At 57.3% G+C, this 24902-nt stretch carries 26 protein-coding genes and 1 riboswitch; of the genes, 10 read left to right on the forward strand and 16 right to left on the reverse strand.

Translation table 11 applies throughout. The features are described from left to right. Positions 1-42: 42 nt before the first annotated feature. From ureG to plsY, 9 genes are all read right to left on the reverse strand, one after another. Positions 43-660, reverse strand: a complete 618-nt coding sequence (gene ureG, locus RT197_RS05530; protein WP_312948178.1) for an urease accessory protein UreG — start codon at positions 658-660, stop codon at positions 43-45. Positions 661-669: 9 nt separating this feature from the next. Further along, a complete protein-coding gene (locus RT197_RS05535; RefSeq protein WP_312948180.1) occupies positions 670-1344 on the reverse strand; it encodes an urease accessory protein UreF in 675 nt (224 codons plus the stop codon). Beyond that, a complete protein-coding gene (ureE, locus tag RT197_RS05540) occupies positions 1345-1797 on the reverse strand; it encodes an urease accessory protein UreE (protein WP_312948182.1) in 453 nt (150 codons plus the stop codon). Between the two features lie 9 nt (positions 1798-1806). Then, positions 1807-3510 (reverse strand): urease subunit alpha, encoded by a 1704-nt coding sequence (gene ureC, locus RT197_RS05545; protein WP_312948184.1) that lies wholly within the window; start codon positions 3508-3510, stop codon positions 1807-1809. Beyond that, entirely contained in the window at positions 3503-3823 is a 321-nt protein-coding gene (locus RT197_RS05550) for an urease subunit beta (protein WP_312948186.1), read from the reverse strand. Before RT197_RS05550 ends, ureC begins: the two co-directional genes overlap by 8 nt. Before the next feature lie 9 nt (positions 3824-3832). After that, entirely contained in the window at positions 3833-4135 is a 303-nt protein-coding gene (locus RT197_RS05555) for an urease subunit gamma (protein ID WP_312948188.1), read from the reverse strand. Between the two features lie 9 nt (positions 4136-4144). After that, on the reverse strand, positions 4145-4972 hold the full coding sequence (locus RT197_RS05560; RefSeq protein WP_312948190.1) for an urease accessory protein UreD: 828 nt from the start codon (positions 4970-4972) through the stop codon (positions 4145-4147). A 122-nt stretch (positions 4973-5094) separates the two neighbouring features. Continuing rightward, positions 5095-6561, reverse strand: a complete 1467-nt coding sequence (locus RT197_RS05565) for an MFS transporter (RefSeq protein ID WP_312948192.1) — start codon at positions 6559-6561, stop codon at positions 5095-5097. Between the two features lie 130 nt (positions 6562-6691). Beyond that, positions 6692-7309: a glycerol-3-phosphate 1-O-acyltransferase PlsY gene (gene plsY / locus RT197_RS05570; RefSeq protein ID WP_312948194.1), complete on the reverse strand. Its 618-nt coding sequence runs from the start codon at positions 7307-7309 to the stop codon at positions 6692-6694. 107 nt (positions 7310-7416) lie between these two features. Between plsY and folB the strand changes: the two genes are divergently transcribed. Next, positions 7417-7776: a bifunctional dihydroneopterin aldolase/7,8-dihydroneopterin epimerase gene (folB, locus tag RT197_RS05575; RefSeq protein ID WP_312948604.1), complete on the forward strand. Its 360-nt coding sequence runs from the start codon at positions 7417-7419 to the stop codon at positions 7774-7776. Positions 7777-7877: 101 nt separating this feature from the next. Beyond that, positions 7878-8702: an undecaprenyl-diphosphate phosphatase gene (gene bacA, locus RT197_RS05580; protein WP_312948195.1), complete on the forward strand. Its 825-nt coding sequence runs from the start codon at positions 7878-7880 to the stop codon at positions 8700-8702. A 10-nt stretch (positions 8703-8712) separates the two neighbouring features. On the opposite strand, the gene RT197_RS05585 is transcribed toward bacA, so the two are convergent. Both RT197_RS05585 and RT197_RS05590 read right to left on the reverse strand, forming a co-directional pair. Then, complete coding sequence (locus tag RT197_RS05585) at positions 8713-9954, reverse strand: multifunctional CCA addition/repair protein (RefSeq protein WP_312948197.1); 1242 nt, start codon at positions 9952-9954, stop codon at positions 8713-8715. 69 nt (positions 9955-10023) lie between these two features. Beyond that, positions 10024-10644, reverse strand: a complete 621-nt coding sequence (locus tag RT197_RS05590) for a TIGR04211 family SH3 domain-containing protein (protein ID WP_312948199.1) — start codon at positions 10642-10644, stop codon at positions 10024-10026. A 230-nt stretch (positions 10645-10874) separates the two neighbouring features. On the opposite strand from RT197_RS05590, the gene RT197_RS05595 reads away from it, so the two are divergent. The 4 genes from RT197_RS05595 to glgS all read left to right on the forward strand — a co-directional run bounded on the left by RT197_RS05595 (position 10875) and on the right by glgS (position 16938). Then, complete coding sequence (locus RT197_RS05595) at positions 10875-12176, forward strand: inorganic triphosphatase (RefSeq protein WP_312948201.1); 1302 nt, start codon at positions 10875-10877, stop codon at positions 12174-12176. A 21-nt stretch (positions 12177-12197) separates the two neighbouring features. Beyond that, entirely contained in the window at positions 12198-15056 is a 2859-nt protein-coding gene (gene glnE / locus RT197_RS05600) for a bifunctional [glutamate--ammonia ligase]-adenylyl-L-tyrosine phosphorylase/[glutamate--ammonia-ligase] adenylyltransferase (RefSeq protein ID WP_312948203.1), read from the forward strand. A 102-nt stretch (positions 15057-15158) separates the two neighbouring features. After that, positions 15159-16592 (forward strand): bifunctional D-glycero-beta-D-manno-heptose-7-phosphate kinase/D-glycero-beta-D-manno-heptose 1-phosphate adenylyltransferase HldE, encoded by a 1434-nt coding sequence (gene hldE / locus RT197_RS05605; RefSeq protein ID WP_312948205.1) that lies wholly within the window; start codon positions 15159-15161, stop codon positions 16590-16592. A 163-nt stretch (positions 16593-16755) separates the two neighbouring features. Further along, positions 16756-16938, forward strand: a complete 183-nt coding sequence (glgS, locus tag RT197_RS05610) for a cell surface composition regulator GlgS (RefSeq protein ID WP_312948207.1) — start codon at positions 16756-16758, stop codon at positions 16936-16938. Between the two features lie 43 nt (positions 16939-16981). On the opposite strand, the gene ubiK is transcribed toward glgS, so the two are convergent. Next, positions 16982-17284 (reverse strand): ubiquinone biosynthesis accessory factor UbiK, encoded by a 303-nt coding sequence (gene ubiK, locus RT197_RS05615; RefSeq protein ID WP_312948208.1) that lies wholly within the window; start codon positions 17282-17284, stop codon positions 16982-16984. A 202-nt stretch (positions 17285-17486) separates the two neighbouring features. Beyond that, a riboswitch (FMN riboswitch) is annotated at positions 17487-17636 on the forward strand. A gap of 91 nt (positions 17637-17727) precedes the next feature. On the opposite strand from ubiK, the gene ribB reads away from it, so the two are divergent. Further along, positions 17728-18381 (forward strand): 3,4-dihydroxy-2-butanone-4-phosphate synthase, encoded by a 654-nt coding sequence (gene ribB, locus RT197_RS05620; protein WP_312948210.1) that lies wholly within the window; start codon positions 17728-17730, stop codon positions 18379-18381. Between the two features lie 42 nt (positions 18382-18423). Here ribB and zupT read toward each other — a convergent pair whose 3' ends face one another. After that, positions 18424-19197 carry a zinc transporter ZupT gene (zupT, locus tag RT197_RS05625; RefSeq protein ID WP_312948212.1) on the reverse strand — a complete coding sequence of 258 codons (774 nt, stop codon included), beginning with the start codon at positions 19195-19197 and terminating at the stop codon, positions 18424-18426. A gap of 195 nt (positions 19198-19392) precedes the next feature. Between zupT and ygiD the strand changes: the two genes are divergently transcribed. Continuing rightward, complete coding sequence (ygiD, locus tag RT197_RS05630) at positions 19393-20181, forward strand: 4,5-DOPA dioxygenase extradiol (RefSeq protein WP_312948214.1); 789 nt, start codon at positions 19393-19395, stop codon at positions 20179-20181. 41 nt (positions 20182-20222) lie between these two features. On the opposite strand, the gene RT197_RS05635 is transcribed toward ygiD, so the two are convergent. From RT197_RS05635 to tolC, 3 genes are all read right to left on the reverse strand, one after another. After that, complete coding sequence (locus RT197_RS05635; protein WP_312948216.1) at positions 20223-21383, reverse strand: glutathionylspermidine synthase family protein; 1161 nt, start codon at positions 21381-21383, stop codon at positions 20223-20225. A 5-nt stretch (positions 21384-21388) separates the two neighbouring features. Then, positions 21389-22057 carry a DUF1190 family protein gene (locus tag RT197_RS05640; RefSeq protein WP_312948218.1) on the reverse strand — a complete coding sequence of 223 codons (669 nt, stop codon included), beginning with the start codon at positions 22055-22057 and terminating at the stop codon, positions 21389-21391. Positions 22058-22201: 144 nt separating this feature from the next. Continuing rightward, the gene (gene tolC / locus RT197_RS05645) at positions 22202-23638 is read right to left on the reverse strand and encodes an outer membrane channel protein TolC (RefSeq protein ID WP_312948219.1); all 1437 of its coding nucleotides are present in this window, start codon (positions 23636-23638) and stop codon (positions 22202-22204) included. A 204-nt stretch (positions 23639-23842) separates the two neighbouring features. On the opposite strand from tolC, the gene nudF reads away from it, so the two are divergent. After that, positions 23843-24475, forward strand: a complete 633-nt coding sequence (gene nudF, locus RT197_RS05650) for an ADP-ribose diphosphatase (protein WP_312948220.1) — start codon at positions 23843-23845, stop codon at positions 24473-24475. Further along, on the forward strand, positions 24472-24894 hold the full coding sequence (locus RT197_RS05655) for a DUF1249 family protein (protein ID WP_312948221.1): 423 nt from the start codon (positions 24472-24474) through the stop codon (positions 24892-24894). Before nudF ends, RT197_RS05655 begins: the two co-directional genes overlap by 4 nt. The last annotated feature ends 8 nt before the right edge of the window (positions 24895-24902 follow it).

Here is a 24902-nt window from a genome sequence, read left to right on the forward strand (position 1 = left end):
TTTTTGCCGGATGGCGTCCAGAGGCGCGATCCGGCATGTTATTTATTCTTTCAGCATCCCTCTGTCTTCCAGAAAGGCGATAATTTTCCCCAACCCGTCACCCGATTTTAAGTTGGTAAAGGTCCACGGACGCTCGCCGCGCATCCGCAGGGTGTCGCGCTCCATGATTTCCAGCGATGCGCCGACGTAGGGGGCGAGGTCGGTTTTGTTGATCACCAGAAAATCGGATTTGGTGATCCCCGGCCCGCCCTTGCGCGGGATCTTCTCGCCTTCCGCTACGTCAATCACGTAGATCGTTAAATCCGCCAGTTCCGGGCTGAAAGTGGCGCTCAGGTTGTCGCCGCCGCTTTCCACAAATATCAAATCCAGGTTGCCAAATTTTTCGCTCAGCGCTTCTACCGCGGCGAGGTTCATTGAGGCATCTTCACGGATGGCGGTATGCGGACAGCCGCCGGTTTCCACCCCGACGATGCGTTCCGGCTCCAGCGCGCCTGCCTCGGTGAGGATACGCTGATCTTCTTTGGTGTAGATGTCGTTAGTGACAACCGCCAGTTGCCAGGAATTACGCATGGCTTTACACAGCGCTTCCAGCAGGGCCGTTTTCCCGGACCCGACCGGTCCACCGACGCCGACGCGCAGGGGGTGTTTATAACTTGTCATAAGTTCTCCTCAGGAACGGAACAGACGCGAATATTGGGTTTCATGGCGTGATGAAGCGATGGCGGTCAGCGGTGTGGCCGAGCCAATGTCGTCATCGGGAAGAAGAAGCGCATTCTCCATTCCCGCCGCGTAGCGCGCGCTCAGAGACAGGATCAGCTGTTGCGCCGCCTGCTGACCGAACGGCACCAGCTTAACGCCCGCCATCACCGCGCTTTCGATCCAGCTATAACCGAGGCTGAGCGCCAGCGCGTTCAGCTCGATCCGCCAGCGCACGCCCAGCCAGGCCATGCCGCAGAGCTGGCTTTGCGCGAACAGTGTGCGCCAGGCCGGAGGGCAGTCCGGCTCCCAGTCGGTGACCAGCCGGGTGAAGGCCGCGCCGCGATTGCGCTCTTCTGCCCGCAATTCGCGCGTTTCACGGCAGGCCAGCAGGCAGGCGGTCCAGCGCCGGGCCTGGTCGATGTCATCCGTCGCGCAGGCGCGATAAAGCCGGGCAAAAATGGGCAGATCGACGGTGAAAAAACTGCGTTCCATCTGCTGAATCTGCCAGCGGTGGAAGCCTGCGCTGTCAGCGATCCAGCCCGCTTCCACTGCCCATTCCAGCCCCTGCGACCAGGTAAACGAGCCGACGGGCAGGCTGCTGCTGGCAAGCTGCATCAGACGCAGCCACTGTACGGGATCCGTCATTTAATGTGCATGCGCGTGGGAATGGGCCTGTGCAGAATACGCCCCGGCCTCTGGCTCAAACGGCAGGTGGGCGAACGTCACTTTCAGCGCAAACTGGCGCAGCATCTCATCCAGCACGTGATCGTGGTGATAGCGCAGCTCGCCCGGCAAAATTTGCAGCGGGACGTGGCGGTTGCCGAGGTGATAGCAGGCTTTAGCGAGCAGAAACGGGTCGTCACAGCGCACCACCGAAACCGATTCATCGGCGGCGATGACTTCAATGATCTCGCTGCCGTCATCGCTACCCAGCAGATCGCCGCCGCGCAACTGTAGCCCGCGCGGTAGCATCAGCCCGGCTTCGCGTCCGTCGCTTAAGGTCACTTTCGCCCGGCTTTTCACCCGGACATCAATCGGCAGCGTTACCGTCGCCGTAACGCTGGCGGGCGCGGTGAGGCGGGTCGTTAAATACAGCATGGCGGCTCCTTAAAACAGAAAATAACGTTGTGCCATCGGCAGTTCTTCTGCCGGTTCGCTGGTGATAAGTTCGCCGTCAATGCGCACTTCATAGGTCTGGGCATCAACGGTAATCGCCGGTTGCAGGCTGTTGTGGATCATGTCGCGTTTTTTCACCGTCCGGCATCCTTTCACCACGCCGATCGCGCTCTGCAAATGAAGCTGCTGCGCGACGTTACCCGCCTGCGCTGCCTGCGAAATAAACGTCATGCGGCAGGCGTGGCGGGCGGCACCCAGCGCGCCAAACATCGGCCGGTAGTGAACCGGTTGCGGAGTCGGAATAGACGCGTTGATATCACCCATAGGGGCGCAGGCAATCATGCCGCCCTTCACAATCGTGGCGGGCTTCACGCCAAAGAACGCGGGCGACCAGACCACCAGATCCGCCAGCTTACCGGCTTCAATGGAGCCGACTTCGTGGGCGATGCCGTGGGTCAGCGCCGGGTTGATGGTGTATTTGGCGATGTAGCGTTTGACGCGAGCGTTGTCGTTATCGCCGGTTTCTTCCGCCAGCGGGCCGCGCTGGGCTTTCATCCGGTGCGCCACCTGCCAGGTGCGCAAAATCACCTCGCCCACGCGTCCCATCGCCTGCGAATCTGATGAGGTCAGCGAAAACGCGCCCAGGTCATGCAGCACATCTTCCGCGGCAATGGTTTCCCGACGAATGCGCGATTCGGCAAAGGCCACGTCTTCGGCGATATCCGGGTCAAGATGATGGCAGACCATCAGCATATCGAGATGTTCGTCGATGGTGTTGACGGTGTAGGGCAGTGTCGGGTTGGTGGAGGAGGGCAGAATATTCGGATGCGCGCAGGCGGTAATAATATCCGGCGCATGACCGCCGCCCGCGCCTTCGGTATGAAAAGTGTGAATGGTGCGATCGCCAATTGCCGCCAGCGTGTCTTCCACAAAGCCGGATTCATTAAGCGTATCGCTGTGCAGCGCCACCTGAATATCCATCTCATCCGCCACCGTCAGCGAACAGTCTATGGCCGCAGGCGTTGCGCCCCAGTCTTCATGAATTTTCAGGCCAATAGCCCCGGCGGCGACCTGCTCGCGCAGCGCCTGTGGGTTAGCGCTATTGCCTTTACCCAGCAGGCCGATATTCACGGGAAGCGCGTCTGCGGCCTGCAACATGCGGGCGATGTACCACGGGCCGGGTGTACAGGTCGTGGCGTTGGTGCCCGCCGCCGGGCCGGTGCCGCCGCCGATCATGGTCGTTACGCCGGAGACCAGCGCCTCCTCTGCCTGCTGCGGGCAAATCCAGTGAATGTGCGTATCGACGCCGCCTGCGGTAACGATTTTGCCTTCCGCCGCGATAATTTCAGTGGCCGCGCCAATGGGAATGGTGATGTCAGGCTGAATATCCGGGTTGCCCGCTTTGCCAACGGCCGCGATCCGTCCGTCCTTAACGCCGATATCCGCTTTGACGATCCCCCAGTGATCGATAATCAGCGCATTGGTCAGCACCAGATCCATACACTCGCGGGCAGGCATCTGCCCCTGACCCATGCCGTCGCGGATCACTTTACCGCCGCCGAATTTCACCTCTTCCCCGTGGGTGGTGAAATCGTTTTCCACTTCGATCCACAGGTCGCTGTCCGCCAGTCGGACTTTGTCGCCGGTGGTGGGGCCAAACATATCGGCCCACGCCTGGCGCGATACCTTAGTCATGATCTGCCTCCAGGCGGCCCATTACTTCACCGCGAAAACCAAAAATACGGCGCTCGCCCGCCACCGCGACCAGTGTGACCTCGCGCTTCTGCCCCGGCTCAAAACGTACCGCCGTGCCAGCCGCAATGTTCAGCCGGAAACCTTTGCAGCGCTCGCGGTCGAACTTCAGCGCCGGGTTTACCTCATAAAAGTGATAGTGCGATCCGATCTGGATCGGACGATCGCCATGATTTTCAACGACGACCGTCAGCGTGGGACGGCCCTGATTAATTTCGATTTCGCCGCTCTGGATCTTATATTCGCCTGGGATCATCGTGCGTCCTCACTGAATCGGATTATGAACGGTGACCAGCTTGGAGCCGTCCGGGAAGGTCGCTTCAACCTGAATATCCGGGATCATCTCCGGGATCCCCTCCATCACCTGATCGCGGGTGAGGACGTGCCGCCCGTCTTCCATCAGCAAGGCGACGCTTTTGCCGTCGCGCGCGCCTTCCATAATGAAGGCGCTGATCAGCGCTACGGCTTCCGGGTAATTCAGCTTCAGGCCGCGCGCAAGGCGTCTTTCTGCCACGAGGGCGGCGGTGAATAGCAGCAGCTTATCTTTTTCTCTCGGCGTCAGTTCCATAGGGGTCTCTTATGTCAGCCAGATACGGGGGAGCACGGGCGGTTTACCTGTCAGGTGCGGACGGACGTAGCACCAGATTTCACGCATCGCCCGCTGGCAAATCAGGTTGTCATCACTGAGAAAGCGTACCGTCAGCAGTTCATCGACGAGCGTCGCGCCAGCATAATCGCCAAGCGTGGCAAGCCGCTCTCGCACGCCGTCAAGCAGCGCGTCGGTACCCGGGTAAAACAGCAGGGTGCCCACCCACGGACGCCCGGCGACCGGGGACAGATCGCCCTGCGCGAGGCGAAGTTGTTCAATCAGCAGCGGCTGCTCGTCTTTCCATACTTCCAGTCGGTTATGCAGGCATCCGGGACTGAAAGGCTCGTTCAGCACCGGGCGGCCGAGGCACAGCAGATCCCACGCCAGCAAACGCGCGCTGGCCCGGAGGTGAAAAACAGAGTGCACGCGCGCCTGCGCGCCGGGAAAGAAAATCGCGTCCTGCGGTAGCCACTCCAGCGTGGCGTTCTCCGCCAGATGGAAATGCTGGGTCAGGCGCGCCGTTGCGCCACCGCTGCGATAAAACTTGCTGGCACCGGGCATGGTCAGCAGGACGTGGCTGTGTTCATCCAGCCGGACGGTTATCTCCAGCGCATCGCCGCCGACAATACCGCCGGGGGGATGCAGCAGGTAGAGATGGCAGGTGTTATCTTCAGGATAAAAGGGGCGCTGTACCGTGAGCGGTCCGAGATGGCGGGCCGAGCGCAAAACGGTCTTCTCCGGGGTGTGAGAAAACTGCAACGCAAGCGACGCCTGCCAGCCTTTATCTCTTTTATCAGTGACCTGGGTGACTAACATCCTGCATCCATCCGCTCGTCATATTCAGCTTCAGTATGCCCTGGCAGAAATAAACCCTGTCATACGAGTCGCTTATGGATGAGAGAGGAAAACCGGCGCAGAAATGCGCCGGGAGAAGGGGATTAACGGTAATCTTCCGCGTCAATATCATAGCCTGACGGCTCCCAGCGGATCGCCAGCAGCGACACCAGACCGATCAGCGGAGCGATAGCGATAATCCAGAACACGGCGGTATCCAGCGAGGCCACCAGCAGCGGGAACAGGAACAGGGATAACGTGGAGCTACTGCGCATCAGCGTCTGGTTGAGGCCCACGCCCACGCCGCGCAGCGAGGTCGGATAGCTAAGGGAGGCAAACGTCATCGTATGCGCCCCCGGCCCAAAGCCCTGACCGAACAAAAACAGCGCCAGCATCGCGACGGCGGTCACACCTTCCGCCGCGCCGTCAGGACGACCAATAAGCGCCAGCACCAGCAGCGCGATAAGCTGACAGGCATAGCCGCCAAGTGACATGCGCCATGCGCCAATGCGAGGCACCAGCCGCACGGCCAGCAGGCCACCCACGAAGGCAAACAGCAGATTCAGCGCCAGCGAAATCAGAATGGTGGTCAACATCGACTGCACGAAGAAACTGGAGATAATCACCGGCAGGCCGAACGCCACTGCGTTATAAGCAAACGATGACACCACCGACAGCAGCGTCGCCAGGGTGGTACGGCGCAGGTAAACCCCGTGGAAAAGATTGAGATAGTTTTGCCACCTGGCTTTGTTGACCACCGGTGCAGGCCGATCCAGCGCATCCTGCGGCACGTGCGCGTTGATGTTGTACGCCTTGCGCAGAATTGACGCGGCCTGTTGCAGATTTCCCTGATTCGCTGCCCAGACCGGCGATTCGCTCATATAGCGGCTACGAATGGCGATAATCACCAGCGCGGGAATGGCGCCAAAGCCGAGGATCAACCGCCACAGCCAGTCGCTGTGGCTCTCCGGCAGGACGGCATAGAAAAACAGCACCAGCAGATAAGAGATGCTGATGGCGGCATACCAGGTCGGACACCACATGGCGACGCTGGCGGCTTTATTACCCGGTCCTTTCAGCCGCGCAAACTCGCTGAGAAAAGCCATCGCCACCGGCAGGTCAATCCCCACGCCAAGCCCCATCACAAAACGCGCCCCGGCGAGAACATATTCATTCGGCGCAAACGCGCAGGCAATCGCTGCCACGACGAAGAAGATCATATCGGCCATAAAAACGCGGTAGCGACCGATTTTATCCGTCAGATAGCCACCGATCAGCGCCCCGACAATCGCCCCGAAAGTGATGGCGGAAGCAACCATGCCGGTGCCAGCAGGCGTGAGGTTAAACTCGCGGGTAATATCTTTGATGCCGAAGGCCAGCGCGCCGAGATCGTAAGCGTCAAGGAAAATGCCGCCCAGCGCGATGCCGATAACGATGCGCGCGTTGGCTCTTCCCTGCGATCCGCCGTTAACCAGTTGCGTAACGTCAGAGGCGTTGCGCACCCATTTAATCTCGCCGCCGGGGGCGCTCCCTGTCGTTGCAACGGAACCTGATTCAGTGATGTCAGTCATTTTCTTTAGTTAGGTTGGCAATACGTACCAAAAGAGTACCCATAGCCAGAAAGTGAGCTAAATCACATTTGGTTATAAGACATAACGAAGCGGTTGAAAAGAAAGGTATTTTGGGGGAATAAGGCCCGAATTACTTCGGGTCTTTTGATTTTTTCTTCTTCAGGCGAGTCCAGATTTTGGTTTCCTGACGCCGCCATAAACGCTGAATATTGTCATGGTGGCGCAGCAAAATCAGGCAGGAGAGCATGGAGACCGGGAAGGTAAACTGCGGCTTAAACCACCAGACGTAAAACGGGGCGATCAGCGCGCTGACAATGGCGCCCAACGATGAATAGCCGCTAAGCAGAATAGTCAGTAGCCAGGTGCCAGCCATCACGCCAGTGAGATCCCAGCCGATGGGGGCGATAGCGCCAAACGCCGTCGCCACGCCTTTACCGCCGCGAAAATGAAAGAACACCGGCCAGATATGCCCAAGGCAGGCGGCGATCGCAATCAGCCCCAGCCAGAAAGGGGCAATGCCTAACGCATACGCGCCCCAGACGGGCAGCATACCTTTCAGCACGTCGAAAATCAGTACCGCTACGGCTGCTCGCTTGCCGCCAATTCGTAATACGTTGGTTGCCCCAGGATTCCCGGAACCGCTCTCGCGAGGGTCCGGCAGCCCCGCAATGCGGCAGACCAGAATGGCGCTGGAAATTGAGCCGCAAAGGTAGGCGAGGAGGATCATTCCAGGCGCGATTGCACTCATAACGCTGTTCCGTTTAGAAAAAATCGGTTTATTCTCTGCATCTGTGGATAATACGCATAATTCGCCGGAAGTGGTATCCGGTTTAGCTAAAAAGCAGGCAGGTCATGATGGATATTGTATTTATAGAGCAACTTTCGGTAATCACCACTATTGGGGTTTATGACTGGGAACAAACTATCGAACAACAGCTCATGTTCGATATCGAAATGGCGTGGGATAACCGCAAAGCGGCAGCCAGCGATGACGTTGCAGACTGCCTGAGCTACGCCGACGTCAGCGAACTGGTCGTCAGTCACGTCGAAGGCGGACGTTTTGCGCTGGTGGAACGCGTGGCGGAAGAGGTTGCCGATCTGCTCCTTAAACGCTTCCCCTCACCGTGGGTGCGGATCAAAGTCAGCAAACCCGGCGCAGTCGCCCGCGCGCGCAGCGTTGGCGTAATCATTGAGCGTGGCAATAGTCCTAAATAAAACATTTAAATACAGTATGATTAAACCCAACGCGAGAATGTTGGTCATAATGCGGGATTATCTTTAATTTTTTATTCATTTATCTTTTAGGGGTTTACCTGATGAGCGATATGCACTCCCTGCTGATTGCGGCGATACTGGGTGTGGTCGAAGGATTGACAGAATTTTTGCCTGTTTCCAGCACTGGCCATATGATTATCGTCGGACATTTGCTGGGTTTTGAAGGCGAAACGGCAAAAACATTTGAGGTGGTGATCCAGTTAGGCTCGATTCTGGCGGTGGTCGTGATGTTCTGGCGTCGGCTGTTTGGTCTGATCGGCATTCATTTTGGTCGCCGCCCGCAGCCGCATGAAGGCACCGGCAAAGGTCGCCTGACGCTCATCCATATTCTTCTGGGGATGGTTCCGGCGGTCGTGCTGGGGCTGGTATTCCACGATGTCATCAAATCGCTGTTTAACCCGATTAACGTGATGTATGCGCTGGTGGTGGGTGGTTTCCTGCTGATTGCCGCCGAGTGTCTGAAGCCGAAAGAGCCGCGTGCGGTGGGTGTGGATGATATGACGTATCGTCAGGCGTTTATGATTGGCTGCTTTCAGTGCCTGGCGCTGTGGCCGGGGTTTTCACGCTCCGGGGCGACGATTTCCGGCGGGATGCTGATGGGCGTCAGCCGTTACGCGGCCTCAGAGTTCTCCTTCCTGCTGGCGGTGCCAATGATGATGGGGGCGACCGCGCTGGATCTCTATAAGAGCATCGGTTTCCTTTCCGTGGCGGACATCCCGATGTTTGCCGTGGGTTTCATCACCGCGTTTGTTGTAGCGCTTATCGCGATTAAAACCTTCCTGCATATCATCAAACGGATTTCGTTTATCCCGTTTGCGATCTACCGCTTTATCGTCGCGGCAGCGGTTTACGCCGTCTTTATGTGAGTTGTTGCCCTCAGCCTTCCGGCTGGGGGCAGTTTTTACTCTTCCACTGTGCGACGGCCTGAATGCGGCGTCGCGTCAGCTCTTCGCGAATCTCTGGCCCGGTAAATCCTGCTTTAACCACTTCACTGACCGGCACGGCGCGGGCCACTTCCCACGCGGCACGCAACTGGCGTCCCTGCGGATAATCATTGCCTTCAAACCCGGCGCGTCCGCGCACATCGGCCTCGCTGGTCAGCGCGATTTGTTCCACGCGCTGCGGTTTACGCCAGGCGTCGATGGCGTCGAATAGCTTGACGATCGTTTTAGGTTGCAGCAGGGGAAAAGTGTGGATCAGGTCGTGATATTCCGCCACCAGCTTCGCCAGATCGCGGATTTCATTCGGCACGCGCAGACGCTGGCACAGCTTATTAACCAGCAAGACGCCCGCCGGACCGTGACCGTGGTGACGCGGCCACAGCGCTTCAGGCGTCAGTCCTTTACCAAGGTCATGGCACAGGGTTGCGAAACGCACGTCAATATCCGGGCTAAGCATCGCCGCCATTGAGAGCGTCATTAACGTGTGAACGCCGGTGTCGATTTCCGGGTGCCATTTCGCCGGCGCCGGAACGCCGTACAGCACATCCAGTTCAGGGAACAGCACCTTCAGCGCACCGCAGTCGCGAAGCACCTGAAAATAAACCTGCGGATTACGGGTGCCAAGCGCGCTTTCCGTCTCTTTCCAGACCCGTTCCGGGGTCAGATATTCAAGCTCCCCGGCGGCGGTCATGTCGCGCATCAACGCCAGGGTTTCATCCGCAATGCGAAAACTTAAATGCGCATAGCGCGCGGCAAAACGCGCCACGCGCAGCACGCGCAGCGGATCTTCATTAAACGCGGGTGAGACGTGGCGCAGCAGGCGCTGACGCAGGTCATCGCGCCCATGGCAGGGGTCGATAAGCTGACCGTCAGGATCCATCGCGATAGCGTTGATGGTTAAATCGCGGCGCAGGAGATCCTGCTCAAGCGTGACGTCCGGTGCGGCGTAGCAGGTAAAGCCGGTATAGCCGGGGCCAGATTTGCGCTCGGTACGCGCCAGCGCATACTCTTCACGGCTTTCAGGATGGAGAAACACGGGGAAATCGCGGCCTACCTGAAGGTAGCCCGCGTCGAGCATTTGTTGCGGCGTCGCGCCAACCACGACCCAGTCCCGGTCTTTGATCGGCAGCCCTAATAACGTATCCCTGACAGCCCCACCGACCAGATAACTCTTCACCTACCGCTCTCCTGAAATAATCGCTATCCATAAATCATACGTAAGTGTCAGGAAGAAGGCGAATCCGGCTTAATTCATCCAGCGGTCTTTACGCTTGCGGGTCGGGATCATATGCGGTAGCACCAGCCCCAGAATCAGCCCGGCACCCAGCACGCCGCCGCCATACATAAACCACTGCATAATGATGGTGCGCTGTTTGTCATCAAGCTGGAGATTCGCGGCGCTGACTTTCTTCTGCGCCACGATCAGTTCATTCTTAAGCTTCTGGTTTTCATCTTTCAGGCCGTTAATAACGCTGTCGCTCTGCGCTACTTTCTGCTGCATTTCTGCGGTGCGCTGATTCCAGGTGGTGTCGATACCGTTAAGTTTATCGGTCAGCGTTTTAACCTGGTTTTCGAGATCCGGCACGCGCGAGCGCAGGCTCGGCTCGGTATTCAGCTCTTTGAGCGGGATCCAGGCGGTACGACCGCTGCTGTCGCGCACCTGACCGTAGCTGGTGCCCGCGTCGCTCTGGAGCAGGGTAACTTCTTCGCCAGCATTCACGGTGCCAACGAGACGGTAATTATCGCCGGGTCCGCTGCGAACCCAGGTATTCAGTTCATCAGAAACGTAACGCTTTTCTTCGGCATGAACCAGGGAGGATGCGCTAAGCGCAAGTAAAGTTAATCCAATCAGGCGTAATTTTGGCATTAGATCATCGTTATTGTCATAGAAGTGGAACGAATGTCGTGGCAACAGTCTGACGACGCAATGGCTTTTGCAGCAATCGGAATCATCCGGGTCGGGAAGCCAAACTTTTCTGCCCTTCAACGCGCGTGTTGCATGGTATTTTGCCGCAAAATACTATCTACTGACAAAAAAGATGTGAGTAAGTTCGCCAAAATCGCCGTTTGTAATAACTCAACCTTAAGAATTCAGCTATGGCTCAAGAAATCGAATTAAAATTTATTGTGAATCAGGACGGCGTTGAAACGCTGCGTAGCCACCTCAACACGTTACCGGCGGAGCATGTTGCCGCGACTCCGTTGCTTAATATTTACTACGAAACCGACGATAACTGGCTGCGTCAGCACGATATGGGGCTGCGCATTCGCGGTAACGAGGGGCGTTACGAAATGACCCTCAAAGTTGCCGGACGCGTGGTGGGCGGACTGCACCAGCGCCCGGAGTACAATGTTGAACTCAGTCAGCCAGAACTGGATCTGGCGCGCTTTCCTGCCGAAGTCTGGCCGCAGGGCGAACTGCCTGCGGATTTAGCCGCGCGGGTGAAGCCGCTGTTCAGCACCGATTTTTCCCGCGAGAAGTGGCTGGTGGAGGTGGGGCAAAGCCGGATTGAAATCGCGCTGGATCGCGGCGAGGTGAAAGCCGGTGAATTCCAGGAGCCTGTGTGCGAGCTGGAGCTGGAACTGCTTTCCGGCGAAACGCAGGACGTGCTGAAGCTGGCGCGCCAGCTGGTGAATCTTGACGTGCTGCGTCAGGGGAGCCTGAGCAAAGCCGCGCGCGGTTATCATCTGGCGCAGGGCAATGAGCCACGGCAGTTAAAACCGTTGACCATCCTGAGGCTACCGCCGAAGGCCAGCGTGGAGCAGGGTTTTGAGGCGGCGCTGGAAATGGCGCTGGCCCACTGGCAGCATCATGAAGAGCTGTGGGTGCGCGGTAATGCCGCGGCGAAAGCTGGCGTGCAGGATGCCATGAGTTTGATCCGCCATACCCTGACCCTTTTCGGCGGGATTGTGCCGCGTAAAGCGAGCGCTCGCTTACGTGATTTACTGACCCTCTCCGAGGCGACGCTGGCGTCCGATGTCTCAGCCGAAACCGCCGCCAGCAGCACCCCGCTTTCGCTGGCAAAATTAGTGCTCACCGAGTGGCTGATCGCGCGGGGCTGGCAGCCGTTCCTCGATGCGAAAGCGCAGGCCAAATTCGCCGATTCATTTAAGCGTTACGGCGATATCGCGCTCTCGCGCCACGCTGCGGAACTACGGAAAACCTTTGCTTATCCGCTCGGCGACAGCTATGCCGATCAGCTTCCGCGACTGGGACGTGATATCGACAGCGTGATGCTGCTGGCGGGATATTACGACACCGTCGTCGCCGAAGCCTGGCTGGAAAACTGGCAGGGACTTAAGCACGCCATCAAAACCCGCCAGCATATTGAAATCGAACATTTCCGTAATGAAGCGCTGGCGATGAAGCCGTTCTGGTTGCACAGCGGCAAACAATAATTCAGGCAAAGGACTTTTCCGATGATGCCGCTTTCTTCACGACTACAGCAGCACTGGCAAACGGTGGCAGAACGTCTGCCGGAGGCGATTCCCGCGAGCGCGCTTAGCGAGCAGGCGCAGTGGGTGCTCACTTTCAGCGATTTTGCTGAGCAGGCGCTGGTGGCGCACCCGGACTGGCTGACATCGCTGCAAAACACGCCGCCGCAGGCGGATGAGTGGCGACACTATGCGGCGTGGTTACAGGCAGCGCTGGCAGAGGTCAGCGACGAAGCCGCGTTGATGCACGCCCTGCGCCTGTTCCGTCGGCGAATTCTGGTGCGCATCGCCTGGGCGCAGACGCTGATGCTGGTCGATGAAGAAAATACCCTGACGCAGCTTAGCGTGCTGGCGGAGACGCTGATCGTCGCCGCCCGCGACTGGCTGTATGCCGCCTGCTGTCGCGAGTGGGGAACGCCGTGCAACGCGCAGGGTGAAGCGCAGCCGCTGCTCATTCTTGGGATGGGAAAACTGGGTGGCGGCGAGCTGAATTTCTCTTCGGATATCGATCTGATTTTTGCCTGGCCGGAAAACGGCTCCACACGGGGCGGGCGGCGTGAACTGGATAACGCGCAGTTCTTTACCCGTCTGGGACAGCGGCTGATCAAAGTGCTCGACCAGCCAACCCAGGATGGTTTTGTGTATCGCGTTGATATGCGCCTGCGCCCCTTCGGTGATAGCGGTCCGCTGGTGCTGAGCTTTGCCGCGCTGGAAGATTATTACCAGGAGCAGGGGCGCGACTGGGAGCGCTATGCGATGGTGAAAGCGCGGATTATGGGCGATAACGACGGCGTGTACGCCAGCGAACTGCGCGCGATGCTGCGGCCTTTTGTTTTCCGTCGCTATATCGACTTCAGCGTGATCCAGTCGCTGCGCAATATGAAAGGCATGATCGCCCGCGAAGTGCGGCGTCGCGGCCTGAAAGACAATATCAAACTTGGCGCGGGCGGCATTCGTGAAATTGAGTTTATCGTTCAGGTTTTTCAACTGATTCGCGGCGGGCGCGAGCCGTCGCTACAGCGGCGTTCACTGTTGCCCACGCTGTCGGCGATTGCCGCGCTGCATTTACTGACCGAAGAGGACGCCGCCGCGCTGCGCGAGGCGTATCTTTATCTGCGGCGGCTGGAAAACCTGCTGCAAAGTATTAATGACGAACAGACCCAGACGCTGCCGGGCGACGAGTTAAACCGGGCGCGGCTGGCATGGGGAATGGGCGTTGCCGACTGGTCAACGCTGGAGGCCGCGCTTGGCGGGCATATGCTTCGTGTGCGCCAGGTGTTTAATCAGCTTATCGGCGATGATGAAGGCGAAGCGCAGGAGGCGGCGCTGTCAGAACAGTGGCGCGAACTGTGGCAGGACGCGTTGCAGGAAGAGGACGTCACGCCCGTGCTGGCGCATCTCTCCGACACCGATCGCCATCGGGTGGTGGCGCTGATCGCCGACTTCCGTAAAGAACTGGACAAGCGCACGATTGGCCCGCGCGGGCGGCAGGTGCTGGATCACCTGATGCCGCATCTGCTCAGCGACGTGTGCTCGCGCGACGATGCGCCGGTGCCGCTTTCGCGCCTGACGCCGCTACTGACCGGCATTGTAACCCGCACCACCTACATCGAATTGCTAAGCGAATTCCCCGGCGCGCTCAAGCATCTGATTACCCTGTGCGCCGCCTCACCGATGGTGGCGAGTCAGCTTGCACGTTATCCGCTTCTGCTGGACGAACTGCTCGATCCCAATACCCTTTACCAGCCGACTGCCACCGATGCCTATCGCGATGAACTGCGTCAGTATCTGCTGCGCGTGCCGGAAGAGGACGAGGAACAGCAGCTTGAAGCGCTGCGTCAGTTTAAACAGGCGCAGCTATTGCGCATCGCGGCGGCGGACATCGCCGGTACGCTGCCGGTAATGAAAGTGAGCGATCACTTAACCTGGCTGGCGGAGGCGATCATCGACGCGGTCGTCCAGCAGGCGTGGACGCAAATGGTCGCCCGTTACGGTCAGCCTACCCATTTGCGCGAGCGGGAAGGGCGCGGATTTGCGGTTATTGGCTACGGCAAACTCGGCGGCTGGGAGCTGGGCTACAGTTCCGATCTCGACCTGGTATTCCTTCACGACTGCCCGATGGAAGTGATGACCGACGGCGAACGGGAAATCGACGGTCGCCAGTTTTATCTGCGGCTGGCCCAGCGAATTATGCATCTTTTCAGCACCCGCACCTCGTCCGGCATTCTTTATGAAGTGGATGCGCGGCTGCGCCCTTCCGGCGCGGCGGGAATGCTGGTGACGACGGCCGACGCCTTCGCCGACTATCAGCAAAACGAGGCGTGGACCTGGGAGCATCAGGCGCTGGTGCGCGCCCGCCCGGTGTACGGCGATCCGCTGCTGAACCGCCGGTTTGAGACTATCCGCCGCGAGATTTTAAGCGTGCCGCGCGATGGCGAAAAGCTGCAAACCGACGTGCGCGAAATGCGCGAGAAAATGCGCGCGCATCTCGGCAATAAACACCGCGATCGTTTCGATATCAAAACCGATGCGGGCGGGATCACCGATATCGAGTTTATCGCCCAGTATCTGGTGCTGCGCTACGCCCATGAAAAACCGAAGCTGACCCGCTGGTCGGATAACGTGCGCATCCTCGAACTGCTGGCGCAGAACGACATTATGGATGAGCCGGAAGCACAGGCGCTAACCCGCGCTTACACCACGCTGCGCGATGAATTGCATCACCTGGCGCTTCAGGAGCTGCCGGGTCATCTGGCGCAGGACGCTTTCGCGGCGGAACGGGCGCAGGTCAGCGCGAGCTGGCAGAAGTGGCTGCCTGAACCGCGCACATCGGGTCAGGTGTGATATTATCGCGCGCAACAAGTATGACTGATAAATCTCTACCCTTGACCTCTTTGGTCTGCCGCCGCGCAGCCTGAAAGATGACGGGTATCTCAGGAGACAGGAATGAAAGTAACGCTGCCAGAATTTACGCGTGCAGAAGTGATGGTTGTCGGTGATGTGATGCTGGATCGCTACTGGTACGGCCCCACCAGCCGTATTTCGCCGGAAGCGCCGGTGCCGGTGGTGAAAGTGGACACCATTGAGGAGCGTCCTGGCGGCGCGGCAAACGTGGCAATGAATATCGCCTCGCTCGGCGCAGCATCGCGTCTCGTCGGGCTGACCGGCATTGACGACGCCGCCCGTGCGCTGAGTAAATCGCTGGCTGACGTCAACGTGAAGTGTGATTTTGTCTCCGTGCCGACGCATCCAACCATCACCAAGCTGCGCGTGCTGTCGCGTAATCAGCAACTGATCCGCCTTGATTTCGAAGAGGGCTTTGCCGGCGTCGATCCGCAGCCAATGCACGATCGTATTCAGCAGGCGCTGGGACACGTAGGCGCACTGGTGCTTTCCGACTACGCGAAGGGCGCGCTGACCAGCGTCCAGCAGATGATTACCCTGGCACGCAACGCGGGTGTGCCGGTGCTGATCGACCCGAAAGGAACCGATTTTGAACGCTATCGCGGCGCGACGCTGCTGACGCCTAATCTGTCAGAGTTTGAAGCGGTGGCGGGCAAATGCCAGAGCGAAGACGAGCTGGTGGCGCGCGGGATGAAAATTATTGCTGATTTCGATCTCTCCGCACTGCTGGTTACGCGCTCCGAGCAGGGCATGACGCTGTTGCAACCGGGCAAAGAGCCGCTGCATATGCCTACCCAGGCGCAGGAAGTTTATGACGTCACCGGCGCGGGCGATACGGTGATTGGCGTGCTGGCGGCCACGCTGGCAGCGGGAAATTCGCTGGAAGAAGCCTGCTACTTTGCCAACGCGGCAGCGGGCGTGGTAGTGGGTAAACTCGGCACCTCAACCGTTTCGCCGATCGAGCTGGAAAACGCGGTACGTGGCCGCGCCGAAACCGGCTTTGGCGTGATGGACGAAGCCGAACTACAGGACGCGGTAGCGGCCGCCCGCAAGCGCGGCGAGAAAGTAGTGATGACCAACGGCGTGTTCGACATCCTCCACGCGGGGCACGTCTCTTATCTCGCTAACGCCCGCAAGCTGGGGGATCGGCTGATTGTGGCGGTGAACAGCGACGCTTCGACGAAACGGCTGAAGGGCGATTCCCGCCCGGTCAACCCGCTGGAGCAGCGAATGATCGTACTCGGCGCGCTGGAAGCGGTGGACTGGGTCGTCTCGTTTGAAGAGGACACTCCGCAGCGCCTGATCGCCGGAGTATTGCCGGATCTGCTGGTAAAAGGCGGCGATTACAAGCCGGAAGATATCGCGGGCAGCAAAGAAGTGTGGGCCAACGGCGGCGACGTGCTGGTGCTGAACTTTGAAGACGGCTGCTCAACGACGAATATCATCCGCAAAATCCAGAAAGACAGCCAGAAGTAAGTGGGCTGTATATCCCCGGCGGTGCAATGCCACCGGGGAATATTAGTGGCCTGCGAACACAAATCGCCTGGTTTTTACCCAATCGCAAAAAGATTATTCCTCATCCCCTGTCCCTGGCGAAATTTAGCCTAAGCTTAAAAAAAATGACGGGAGATGCAGGAAAATGAACGAGCAGGATTTGTACTCAGTACAAAACTTTGACTTCCTGGCGCGCAGTTTTGCCAGAATGTCGAGTGAGGGAAGGCAGATTGATATTCGTAAAGTGACCGGGAATATGGATGAAGAACACCGTAGCTGGTTTTGTCAGCGCTACGAGTTTTATCAGCACCAGGCAGTAAGCGAGTAATACATTATGGCCCAACATCGTTGGGCCATTGATCGATAAAGAGTTATTCCTGCGGATCGACCGGGGGAATGGCCGGAGCCGGTTTCACTTCTGACGGCGCGGAAACCGTACGGTTCTCCAGCTCGCCAATACGCTGCTCAAGCAGCGCCAGCTTTTCACGGGTACGCAGCAGTACCTGCGTCTGCACGTCAAACTCTTCACGACTGATTAAATCAAGACGGGTTAACTGCGACTGAAGCACCTGACGGATCTTCTTCTCCACATCTTCCCCAAAGTCGCGAATGCCTTTTGGCATTGATTCGTGGACCTGACGGGCGATTTGTTCAATTTTTTTCGGGTCAATCATTCTGGTTTCCCTGATCGGTTAGGCTTTCAATTCATTGTAGTGCGAGATTGTCGCACTATACACAAAATCATTCGACTGACCTTAAAGTGGTACGCATGGCACCGTCGCGCGCGCAAGTGACTGAAGGATAAAAGAGCTATATACCGGCATTGTTTGATGCGAATAGATTGCCCGCCGTAGTCAATGGCGTTATAGTTGCAGTGCTTATTCTCAGGGCGGGGTGTAATTCCCCACCGGCGGTAAATCAACGCATGTTGAAAGCCCGCGAGCGCTTTGGGTGCAAACTCAAAGGTCAGCAGATCCGGTGAAATTCCGGGGCCGACGGTTAAAGTCCGGATGGGAGAGAGTAACGATCAAACGGGCTGTGCCTGCGTACGTTATTTTTTTGACTCCTAAGACTGCCCTGATTCTGGTAACCACAATATTAATGAGGTTTTTTTACCATGAATCAGACTCTTTTCTCTTCCTTTGGTAACGCGTTCGAGCGCGTGGAACAGGCTGTCGCCGCACTGCGTGAAGGCCGTGGCGTGATGGTGCTGGACGACGAAAGTCGTGAAAACGAAGGCGATATGATCTTCGCCGCAGAAACCATGACCACCGAGCAAATGGCGCTGACAATCCGTCACGGTAGCGGCATTGTGTGCCTGTGCATTACCGAAGAACGTCGTCAGCAGCTTGACCTGCCGATGATGGTTGAAAACAACACCAGCGCTTACGGTACGGGTTTTACCGTCACCATCGAAGCGGCGGAAGGCGTCACCACCGGCGTTTCTGCCGCTGATCGTGTCACCACCGTGCGCGCCGCTATTGCCGATAACGCTAAACCTTCCGATCTCAACCGTCCGGGTCATGTCTTCCCGCTGCGCGCGCAGCCGGGCGGCGTATTGACGCGCGGTGGACACACCGAAGCGACGATCGATCTGGTCACGCTGGCAGGCTTTAAGCCGACCGGCGTGCTGTGTGAACTGACTAACGACGATGGCTCTATGGCGCGCGCGCCGGAGTGCATTAAGTTTGCCCGCGAGCACAACATGGCGGTCGTCACTATTGAAGATCTGGTGGCGTATCGTCGCGAGCACGAGCGTAAAGCCAGCTAATCTTTCTGTCCCGTCAGTCAGCGCTGGCTGACGGGACGATCATTATCCCAGCCCGATGGCCTGTAGCAGTACCAGACTTAATCCCATCACCGACATTCCACAAAGCACGCCGTAACTCGGATTATTATGCGGGTCGATCTCCTTCGCCAGCGGCATCAGTTCATCCACCGACAGCGCCACCATAATACCAGCCACCGCCGCCATAATGGCTGCCATCAGGATCGGCGACATCATACTGCCGAGGATCAGCCATGCCAGCACCCCGCCGAAAATTTCCGCCAGCCCTGAAATTCCGGCCCAGAACACCGCTTTGCTCCGCGAGCCGGTTGCTGCATATACCGGACCGGCCACCGCCAGACCTTCCGGGATATTATGCAGCGCGACCGCCAGCGCAATGCCAAAGCCCAGCTCCAGATTATTGCTTGCCGTCACGTAGGTAGCGATGCCTTCCGGGAAGTTATGCAGGCTGATGCCAAGTGTCAGCAAGATCGCGGTGCGGCGAATTTTGCCCAACGAAGGCAGCGGTTTTGTCTGCATTAAATCCTGCGGATGTGAATGCGGCAGCACGCGGTCCAGCGCGTAGTAGCCCAGCAGCCCGGCGATAAACATTCCGTAACCCAGTACCGGCGGCATATTTTCCGTATGCAACGCGGCGGGAAGCATCTCCATCAGCGAGATCAGCAGCATGATCCCGGCCGCAAAACCGAGTGAAAATGCCAGTAAGCGGTTAGAGGGTTTCTGTCCCAGCACGCCGAGGATCGCCCCGATAAAGGTGGCCGCTCCGGCGAGTACGGTCAGAATAAGAGGGACTGACATTGGCTACTCCTTATGATAATGATTCTCATTTATGATAGAGGCATCTTCCATAATGTTCGAGAGGGTATGCCCGGCCTTTAATTATCCTTACATTCAAAATTTCTGACGATGATCATCATCGTTATCAGCGTTTATCAGATGTAGAAAAAGCGTAATGTGATGTTATCAAATTTCACTCTTTGTAAGGATATCATCATGACACGCTCCCGTATGCCAGCACTATTTTTAGGTCATGGCAGCCCAATGAATGTGCTGGAGGATAACATCTATACCCGCGCATGGCGGCAACTGGGCGAAGAATTACCGCGTCCAAAAGCGATTGTGGCGATTTCCGCACACTGGTTCACGCGCGGAACGGGCGTCACGGCAATGGAAGCGCCAAAAACTATCCATGACTTCGGCGGTTTTCCGCAGGCGCTGTATGACACGCACTATCCGGCTCCTGGCTCTCCGGCGCTGGCGCAGCGGCTGGTTGAACTGCTGGCACCCGTCCCGGTGGCGCTGGATAACGAAGCCTGGGGATTTGACCACGGCTCGTGGGGGGTACTGATCAAAATGTACCCTGACGCCGATATCCCGATGGTCCAGCTGAGCGTCGACAGTACCAAACCGGCGGCGTGGCATCTGGAAATGGGGCGCAAGCTCGCAGCCCTGCGCGATGAAGGCATTATGATTGTCGCCAGCGGTAACGTCGTTCACAACCTGCGCACCGCGCGCTGGCATGGAGAAAGCACGGCGTATCCGTGGGCAACGTCGTTTAATGATTACGTGAAAGCAAACCTGACATGGAAAGGCGAGGCGCAAGCGCATCCGCTGGTGAATTATCTCGATCACGAAGGCGGCTCGCTGTCGAACCCGACGGCGGATCATTTCCTGCCGTTGCTGTATGTGCTCGGCGCATGGGACGGCGAAGAGCCGGTGAGCATTCCGGTTGACGGGATTGAAATGGGAAGCCTGAGTATGCTCTCGGTGCAGGTAGGCTGACGCGGCTGCGCGCTCCCGGTCAGGAGCGCGCGTTCAGCGCCTTACTCGACAAAAATATGCGGATAAAAGCGCGACAGATCCTGGGTGATCAGCGCCCGATCTTCGCGAATGCCGATCCCCGCTGGCTGGTCGTCGATCAGCCAGCTGCCGATCAGCATATAGCTGTCGCCGAATTTTGGCAGCGGACAGAACTGCTGGACGATCATGCCTTCTTCGCCGTACGGTCCTTCGACTTCTTCAATCGTTTTACCGTTTTCAACGATCGAGACGTTGGCCCCTTCGCGGGAGAAAATCGGCTTAACGACGAATTTTTCCATTGGCGGATGATCGTCTTCGGCAAAGTACGCGGGCAGCAGGTTCGGGTGATCCGGGAACATTTCCCATAACATCGGCAGCAGCGCTTTATTGGAAATAATGCTTTTCCACGCAGGCTCCAGCCAGCGCACGCCCGCATCTTCCAGCTTGGTAGAAAACATCTCGCGCAGCATATATTCCCACGGGTACAGCTTGAACAGGTTGCTGATCACCTGATCCTGTAAATCGGTGAACTGGCCTTTTTCGCCGAGGCCGATATCTTCGATATACAGGAATTCAGTGGCGACACTGGCTTCCGCCGCGCAGTCCTGCAAATACTGCACGGTACCGCGATCTTCGACCGTATCCCGGCAGCAGGTCAGATGCAGAAGCTGGAAGCCGTGCTGTTCGCGCAGTTGGGCAAAACGCGCGATCAGCTTTTCCTGAAGACTGTTGAACTGATCGCTGCCCGCTGGCAGGTTGCCAGCGTTAAGCTGATCTTCCAGCCACAGCCACTGGAAAAAGGCGGCTTCATACAGCGAGGTTGGCGTATCGGCGTTATTTTCCAGCAGCTTAGGCTCGCCGGTGCCGTCCCACGCCAGATCGAGACGCGAGTACAGCGAAGGCTGGTGAGTCTGCCATGACTGGCGTACAAAGCTCCAGGTATGCTTCGGAATGCGGAATTTGGCCATCAGCTCGTCGCTGGCGATGACTTTTTCTACCACTTTCAGGCACAGCTGGTGTAGCTCTGCGGTGACGTCTTCCAGCTTCTCGACCTGGGCGAGCGTTAGTTTGTAATAGCCATCTTCACACCAGTAAGGCTCGCCGTACATTGTGTGGAAATTAAAGCCGAACTCGGTGGCCTTTTCGCGCCAGTCCGGGCGCTCGTTGATGCTGATTCTTTCCATCGCGATCAGCCACCCATCGAGCGGGAAGAGCTGCCCGTTGCGCTACGCTGCATGGTGGACTGCTTCGCTACCGACTCACCAAAGCCGCCACGGGTGATGGTAGACGTGGTGGCGGGTTTCGGAGCCATTGCAGTTTTCGGCACGTTCATGGTCCGGCCCGGCTGGGCGGCACCGTAATTTTTACCGCTGGCATCAGTATATTGACCGTAGGCCGGGCTTGCCGGATTACGCGAGCTGAACAGCGGCTGCTGGGCAAAACCAGCACCGCCGCCCATCATCCGCCCCATCATGTAGCCCGCCATCAGCGGCATCCAGAAACTGCCGCTGGACTGTGCCTGCGCCTGGTTTTCCGGGGACATTCCTGCCTGGGATGGCGTTTGCTGGCACTGGCCTTCGCCAAATTCGGCAACGCAGTCTTCGCGCGTGGCGTACTTCGGTGCAGTGCGTTCCGCTTCTTTCAGCGCATTGTTATACGCCGTCGTACACTCGGCGCTTTTGCCCGGATTTGCCGACGTACAGTCGTCAGCATTGAGATACGTTGACACTTTTTCGTCGCTCTTTTCACAGCCAGCCAGCATAAACACGGCGGAGACGGCGAAGGCGACAGGGGTAAGATGGCGCGCGTTCCAGCTTTTGCGGAACGTGGCATGATTAATCGTTTTTGTCCGTTTCATAGTGGTCTTCCTGAACCCAGTAGCATTGGCGTGATGAATAATGCTCAGGATAGAGGATGGGGGGGTGAAAATGAAGCGGGAAGGGGATCTTTACGTTGCCTTACGTTCTGAACGGGGACTGGCGTCCCCGTCCATTCAGATGACTTAACGACGAGCGGACGCAGGCTGCACCGCCGCGCCGGAATAACCATCCGCGCTGGCCGTCTGCGAAGCATCTTCCGGGGCTACGCTTTCCGGCGTGGTCGGGACCGCTTTACCCAGAGCACCGTTGAGCGATGCCAGATCCTGCTCGTTCAGCGTGCCGAGGGCAGACTTCACATTAAGCTGGTTAATCAGGTAGTTATAACGCGCGCTGGACAGCTGCTGCTTGGCATTGTACAGCGTGGTGGTCGCATCCAGCACGTCAACGATAGTACGCGTTCCCACCGAGTAACCGGCTTCCGATGCGTCCAGTGAGCTTTGCGCCGAGACAACCGCCTGTTTGTAAGCGTTAATGCTGCTGATAGAGGCGTTAATGTTGTTAAAGGAAGAACGCACGTTCTGCACGACGCTGCGGTGCGCGCTTTCTAACTGCTCGCTGGAGCCAACAAAGTTATACTGCGCCTGTTTCACCTGCGAGTTCACCTGTCCGCCCTGATAAATCGGCAGCGAGAAGTTCAGGCCCACCTGATTCTGACCGGCGTCGTTATCTTCATATTGCGTGCCGTTCACGCCACGGGTTCTGGAGCCGCTGTACGAGGTGTTGGACACGCTGGTGGAAGCCGTTAAATTCAGGGTCGGCAGATGACCATCCTGCGCCAGACGAATTTGCTCGCGTGCCAGATCCTGATTCAGACGCGCCTGTAGCAGCGTCAGATTACGGTTTTCCGCTTCTTTCAGCAGATTGTTTACCGCCTGTGGCCGCGTGGTTTTGAAGTTATCGACGTTCAGCGAAGCCAGTTCAGGATAGTAATTACCGGTCACCTGGCGCAGCGATTCCACTGCGTTATCGAGGTTATTACGGGCGGTCACTTCGTTAGCCAGTACGGTATCGTACTGTGAACGGGCGTTCTGCACGTCGGTGATGGCGACCAGGCCCACGTTAAAACGCTGGGTGGTTTGATCTAACTGACGGTAGATAGCCTGTTTCTGCGCTTCGGTATAGGAGAGCGCATCAATCGCGCTTAATACGTTAAAATAGGCGGTAGCGGTGTTAAGGATCAGCGTTTGCTGATCGGCCTGCCAGGTGACATCCTGAATACCGGCAGATTTTTCCTGCAGCGTCAGCGCGCGCCATTTCGACATATCAAAGATGGTTTGCGTCAGTTGCAGAGAGCCGCTGGTGGCTTTGGTATCCAGACCATTGCTGTCGCGAAAACCGTTGCTGTAAGTATAGTCGGCACCCAGACCCAGCTGTGGCAGTAAAGGGCTACGCGCTTCGTTGATTTTCTCGAATGCCGCATCGCGATCGGCCGCTGACTTACGCAGATCCGGGTTGCTTAAACGCGCCTGCTGATAAACCTGCAACAGGTTCTCGGCCTGGCTCACTGCGCTGAAACCGGTCAGGCTCAGGCCGACGAGAATGGGGAGCAATTTCTTCATTTGCATTCCTTGTTGAGAAGCATGTCTGGCACTAAACAAATTCAAAAAATAATCGCCGATTCTAGCAGAATCTGCCAGTCTCAAAGGTTGGCGTTATGTGCCATCTGGCGTTGATGGGCACCAATCTATCATAGAGTCTGTGAAACAGTCGTTAAACTGGTGAGAAATCCATAATTTCATCACTATTGTCACCCGGAGATAATCATGACCATACAAAATGGACAGGCGGTAACCTTTACAAAAAATGATATAGAAATTATTGCACGCGAAAAACTCTATCGTGGTTTTTTTTCGCTCGATTTATACCGCTTTCGCCATCGCCTGTTTAACGGTGAAATGAGCGGCGAGGTCACGCGTGAAATTTTTGAGCGCGGTCATGCCGCAGTCTTGCTACCCTTTGACCCAGTGCGCGATGAGGTGGTGTTAGTTGAGCAAATCCGCATTGCCGCTTACGATACCAGCGACACCCCGTGGCTACTGGAACTGGTGGCTGGCATGATCGAAGAGGGTGAAACCGTAGAAGAGGTCGCGCGTCGTGAAGCCGAAGAAGAAGCAGGTCTTGACGTCGGGCGGGTGAAAAAATTTATGAGCTATCTGGCAAGTCCGGGTGGCACCAGTGAGCGCCTCTCCTTAATGGTGGGGGAAGTGGATGCCACGACCGCAGAAGGTATACACGGTCTGGCGGATGAAAACGAAGATATTCGGGTTCATGTGGTGAGCCGGGAACAGGCTTACCAGTGGGTAGAAGAGGGGAAAATCGACAACGCGGCGTCAGTCATCGCCCTGCAATGGCTACAGCTGCATTATAAAGAGTTAATTAACGAGTGGAAAAAATGAAGCGTTACACACCTGACTTTCCCGAAATGATGCGCCTGTGCGAAACCAATTTCGCCCAGCTCCGCCGCCTGCTGCCCCGTAATGACGCGCCAGGCGAGACCGCAAGTTATCAGGTGGCCAACGCGCAGTACCGGTTAACAATCCAGGAATCTACCCGTTACACTACGCTGGTAGAAATAGAACAAACCGCGCCCGCCGTCAGTTACTGGAGCCTGCCTTCGATGTCGGTTCGCCTGTATCATGACGCGATGGTGGCTGAAGTGTGTTCAAGTCAGCAGATCTTTCGTTTCAAAGCGCGGTATGATTATCCTAATAAAAAGTTGCATCAACGCGACGAAAAGCATCAAATTAATCAGTTTTTAGCCGACTGGCTACGATATTGTTTTGCACATGGAGCGATGGCGATTCCGGTTTTATAGCGTCGTTA

The organism is Superficieibacter sp., assembly GCF_032071645.1.
Classification (GTDB): domain Bacteria; phylum Pseudomonadota; class Gammaproteobacteria; order Enterobacterales; family Enterobacteriaceae; genus Superficieibacter.

Excerpts from the sequence above, each read along its gene's own strand:
- ribB (WP_312948210.1), top strand. The coding sequence starts at position 17,728 with ATGAATCAGACTCTTTTCTCTTCCTTTGGTAACGCGTTCGAGCGCGTG.
- RT197_RS05590 (WP_312948199.1), bottom strand. The coding sequence starts at position 10,644 with ATGCCAAAATTACGCCTGATTGGATTAACTTTACTTGCGCTTAGCGCA.
- plsY (WP_312948194.1), bottom strand. The coding sequence starts at position 7,309 with ATGAGTGCAATCGCGCCTGGAATGATCCTCCTCGCCTACCTTTGCGGC.
- bacA (WP_312948195.1), top strand. The coding sequence starts at position 7,878 with ATGAGCGATATGCACTCCCTGCTGATTGCGGCGATACTGGGTGTGGTC.
- RT197_RS05565 (WP_312948192.1), bottom strand. The coding sequence starts at position 6,561 with ATGACTGACATCACTGAATCAGGTTCCGTTGCAACGACAGGGAGCGCC.
- RT197_RS05635 (WP_312948216.1), bottom strand. The coding sequence starts at position 21,383 with ATGGAAAGAATCAGCATCAACGAGCGCCCGGACTGGCGCGAAAAGGCC.
- RT197_RS05595 (WP_312948201.1), top strand. The coding sequence starts at position 10,875 with ATGGCTCAAGAAATCGAATTAAAATTTATTGTGAATCAGGACGGCGTT.
- nudF (WP_312948220.1), top strand. The coding sequence starts at position 23,843 with ATGACCATACAAAATGGACAGGCGGTAACCTTTACAAAAAATGATATA.
- ureG (WP_312948178.1), bottom strand. The coding sequence starts at position 660 with ATGACAAGTTATAAACACCCCCTGCGCGTCGGCGTCGGTGGACCGGTC.
- RT197_RS05640 (WP_312948218.1), bottom strand. The coding sequence starts at position 22,057 with ATGAAACGGACAAAAACGATTAATCATGCCACGTTCCGCAAAAGCTGG.
- ureC (WP_312948184.1), bottom strand. The coding sequence starts at position 3,510 with ATGACTAAGGTATCGCGCCAGGCGTGGGCCGATATGTTTGGCCCCACC.
- glnE (WP_312948203.1), top strand. The coding sequence starts at position 12,198 with ATGATGCCGCTTTCTTCACGACTACAGCAGCACTGGCAAACGGTGGCA.
- RT197_RS05550 (WP_312948186.1), bottom strand. The coding sequence starts at position 3,823 with ATGATCCCAGGCGAATATAAGATCCAGAGCGGCGAAATCGAAATTAAT.
- folB (WP_312948604.1), top strand. The coding sequence starts at position 7,417 with ATGGATATTGTATTTATAGAGCAACTTTCGGTAATCACCACTATTGGG.
- RT197_RS05560 (WP_312948190.1), bottom strand. The coding sequence starts at position 4,972 with ATGTTAGTCACCCAGGTCACTGATAAAAGAGATAAAGGCTGGCAGGCG.
- ureE (WP_312948182.1), bottom strand. The coding sequence starts at position 1,797 with ATGCTGTATTTAACGACCCGCCTCACCGCGCCCGCCAGCGTTACGGCG.
- glgS (WP_312948207.1), top strand. The coding sequence starts at position 16,756 with ATGAACGAGCAGGATTTGTACTCAGTACAAAACTTTGACTTCCTGGCG.
- zupT (WP_312948212.1), bottom strand. The coding sequence starts at position 19,197 with ATGTCAGTCCCTCTTATTCTGACCGTACTCGCCGGAGCGGCCACCTTT.
- ubiK (WP_312948208.1), bottom strand. The coding sequence starts at position 17,284 with ATGATTGACCCGAAAAAAATTGAACAAATCGCCCGTCAGGTCCACGAA.
- ygiD (WP_312948214.1), top strand. The coding sequence starts at position 19,393 with ATGACACGCTCCCGTATGCCAGCACTATTTTTAGGTCATGGCAGCCCA.
- RT197_RS05655 (WP_312948221.1), top strand. The coding sequence starts at position 24,472 with ATGAAGCGTTACACACCTGACTTTCCCGAAATGATGCGCCTGTGCGAA.
- hldE (WP_312948205.1), top strand. The coding sequence starts at position 15,159 with ATGAAAGTAACGCTGCCAGAATTTACGCGTGCAGAAGTGATGGTTGTC.
- RT197_RS05535 (WP_312948180.1), bottom strand. The coding sequence starts at position 1,344 with ATGACGGATCCCGTACAGTGGCTGCGTCTGATGCAGCTTGCCAGCAGC.
- tolC (WP_312948219.1), bottom strand. The coding sequence starts at position 23,638 with ATGAAGAAATTGCTCCCCATTCTCGTCGGCCTGAGCCTGACCGGTTTC.
- RT197_RS05555 (WP_312948188.1), bottom strand. The coding sequence starts at position 4,135 with ATGGAACTGACGCCGAGAGAAAAAGATAAGCTGCTGCTATTCACCGCC.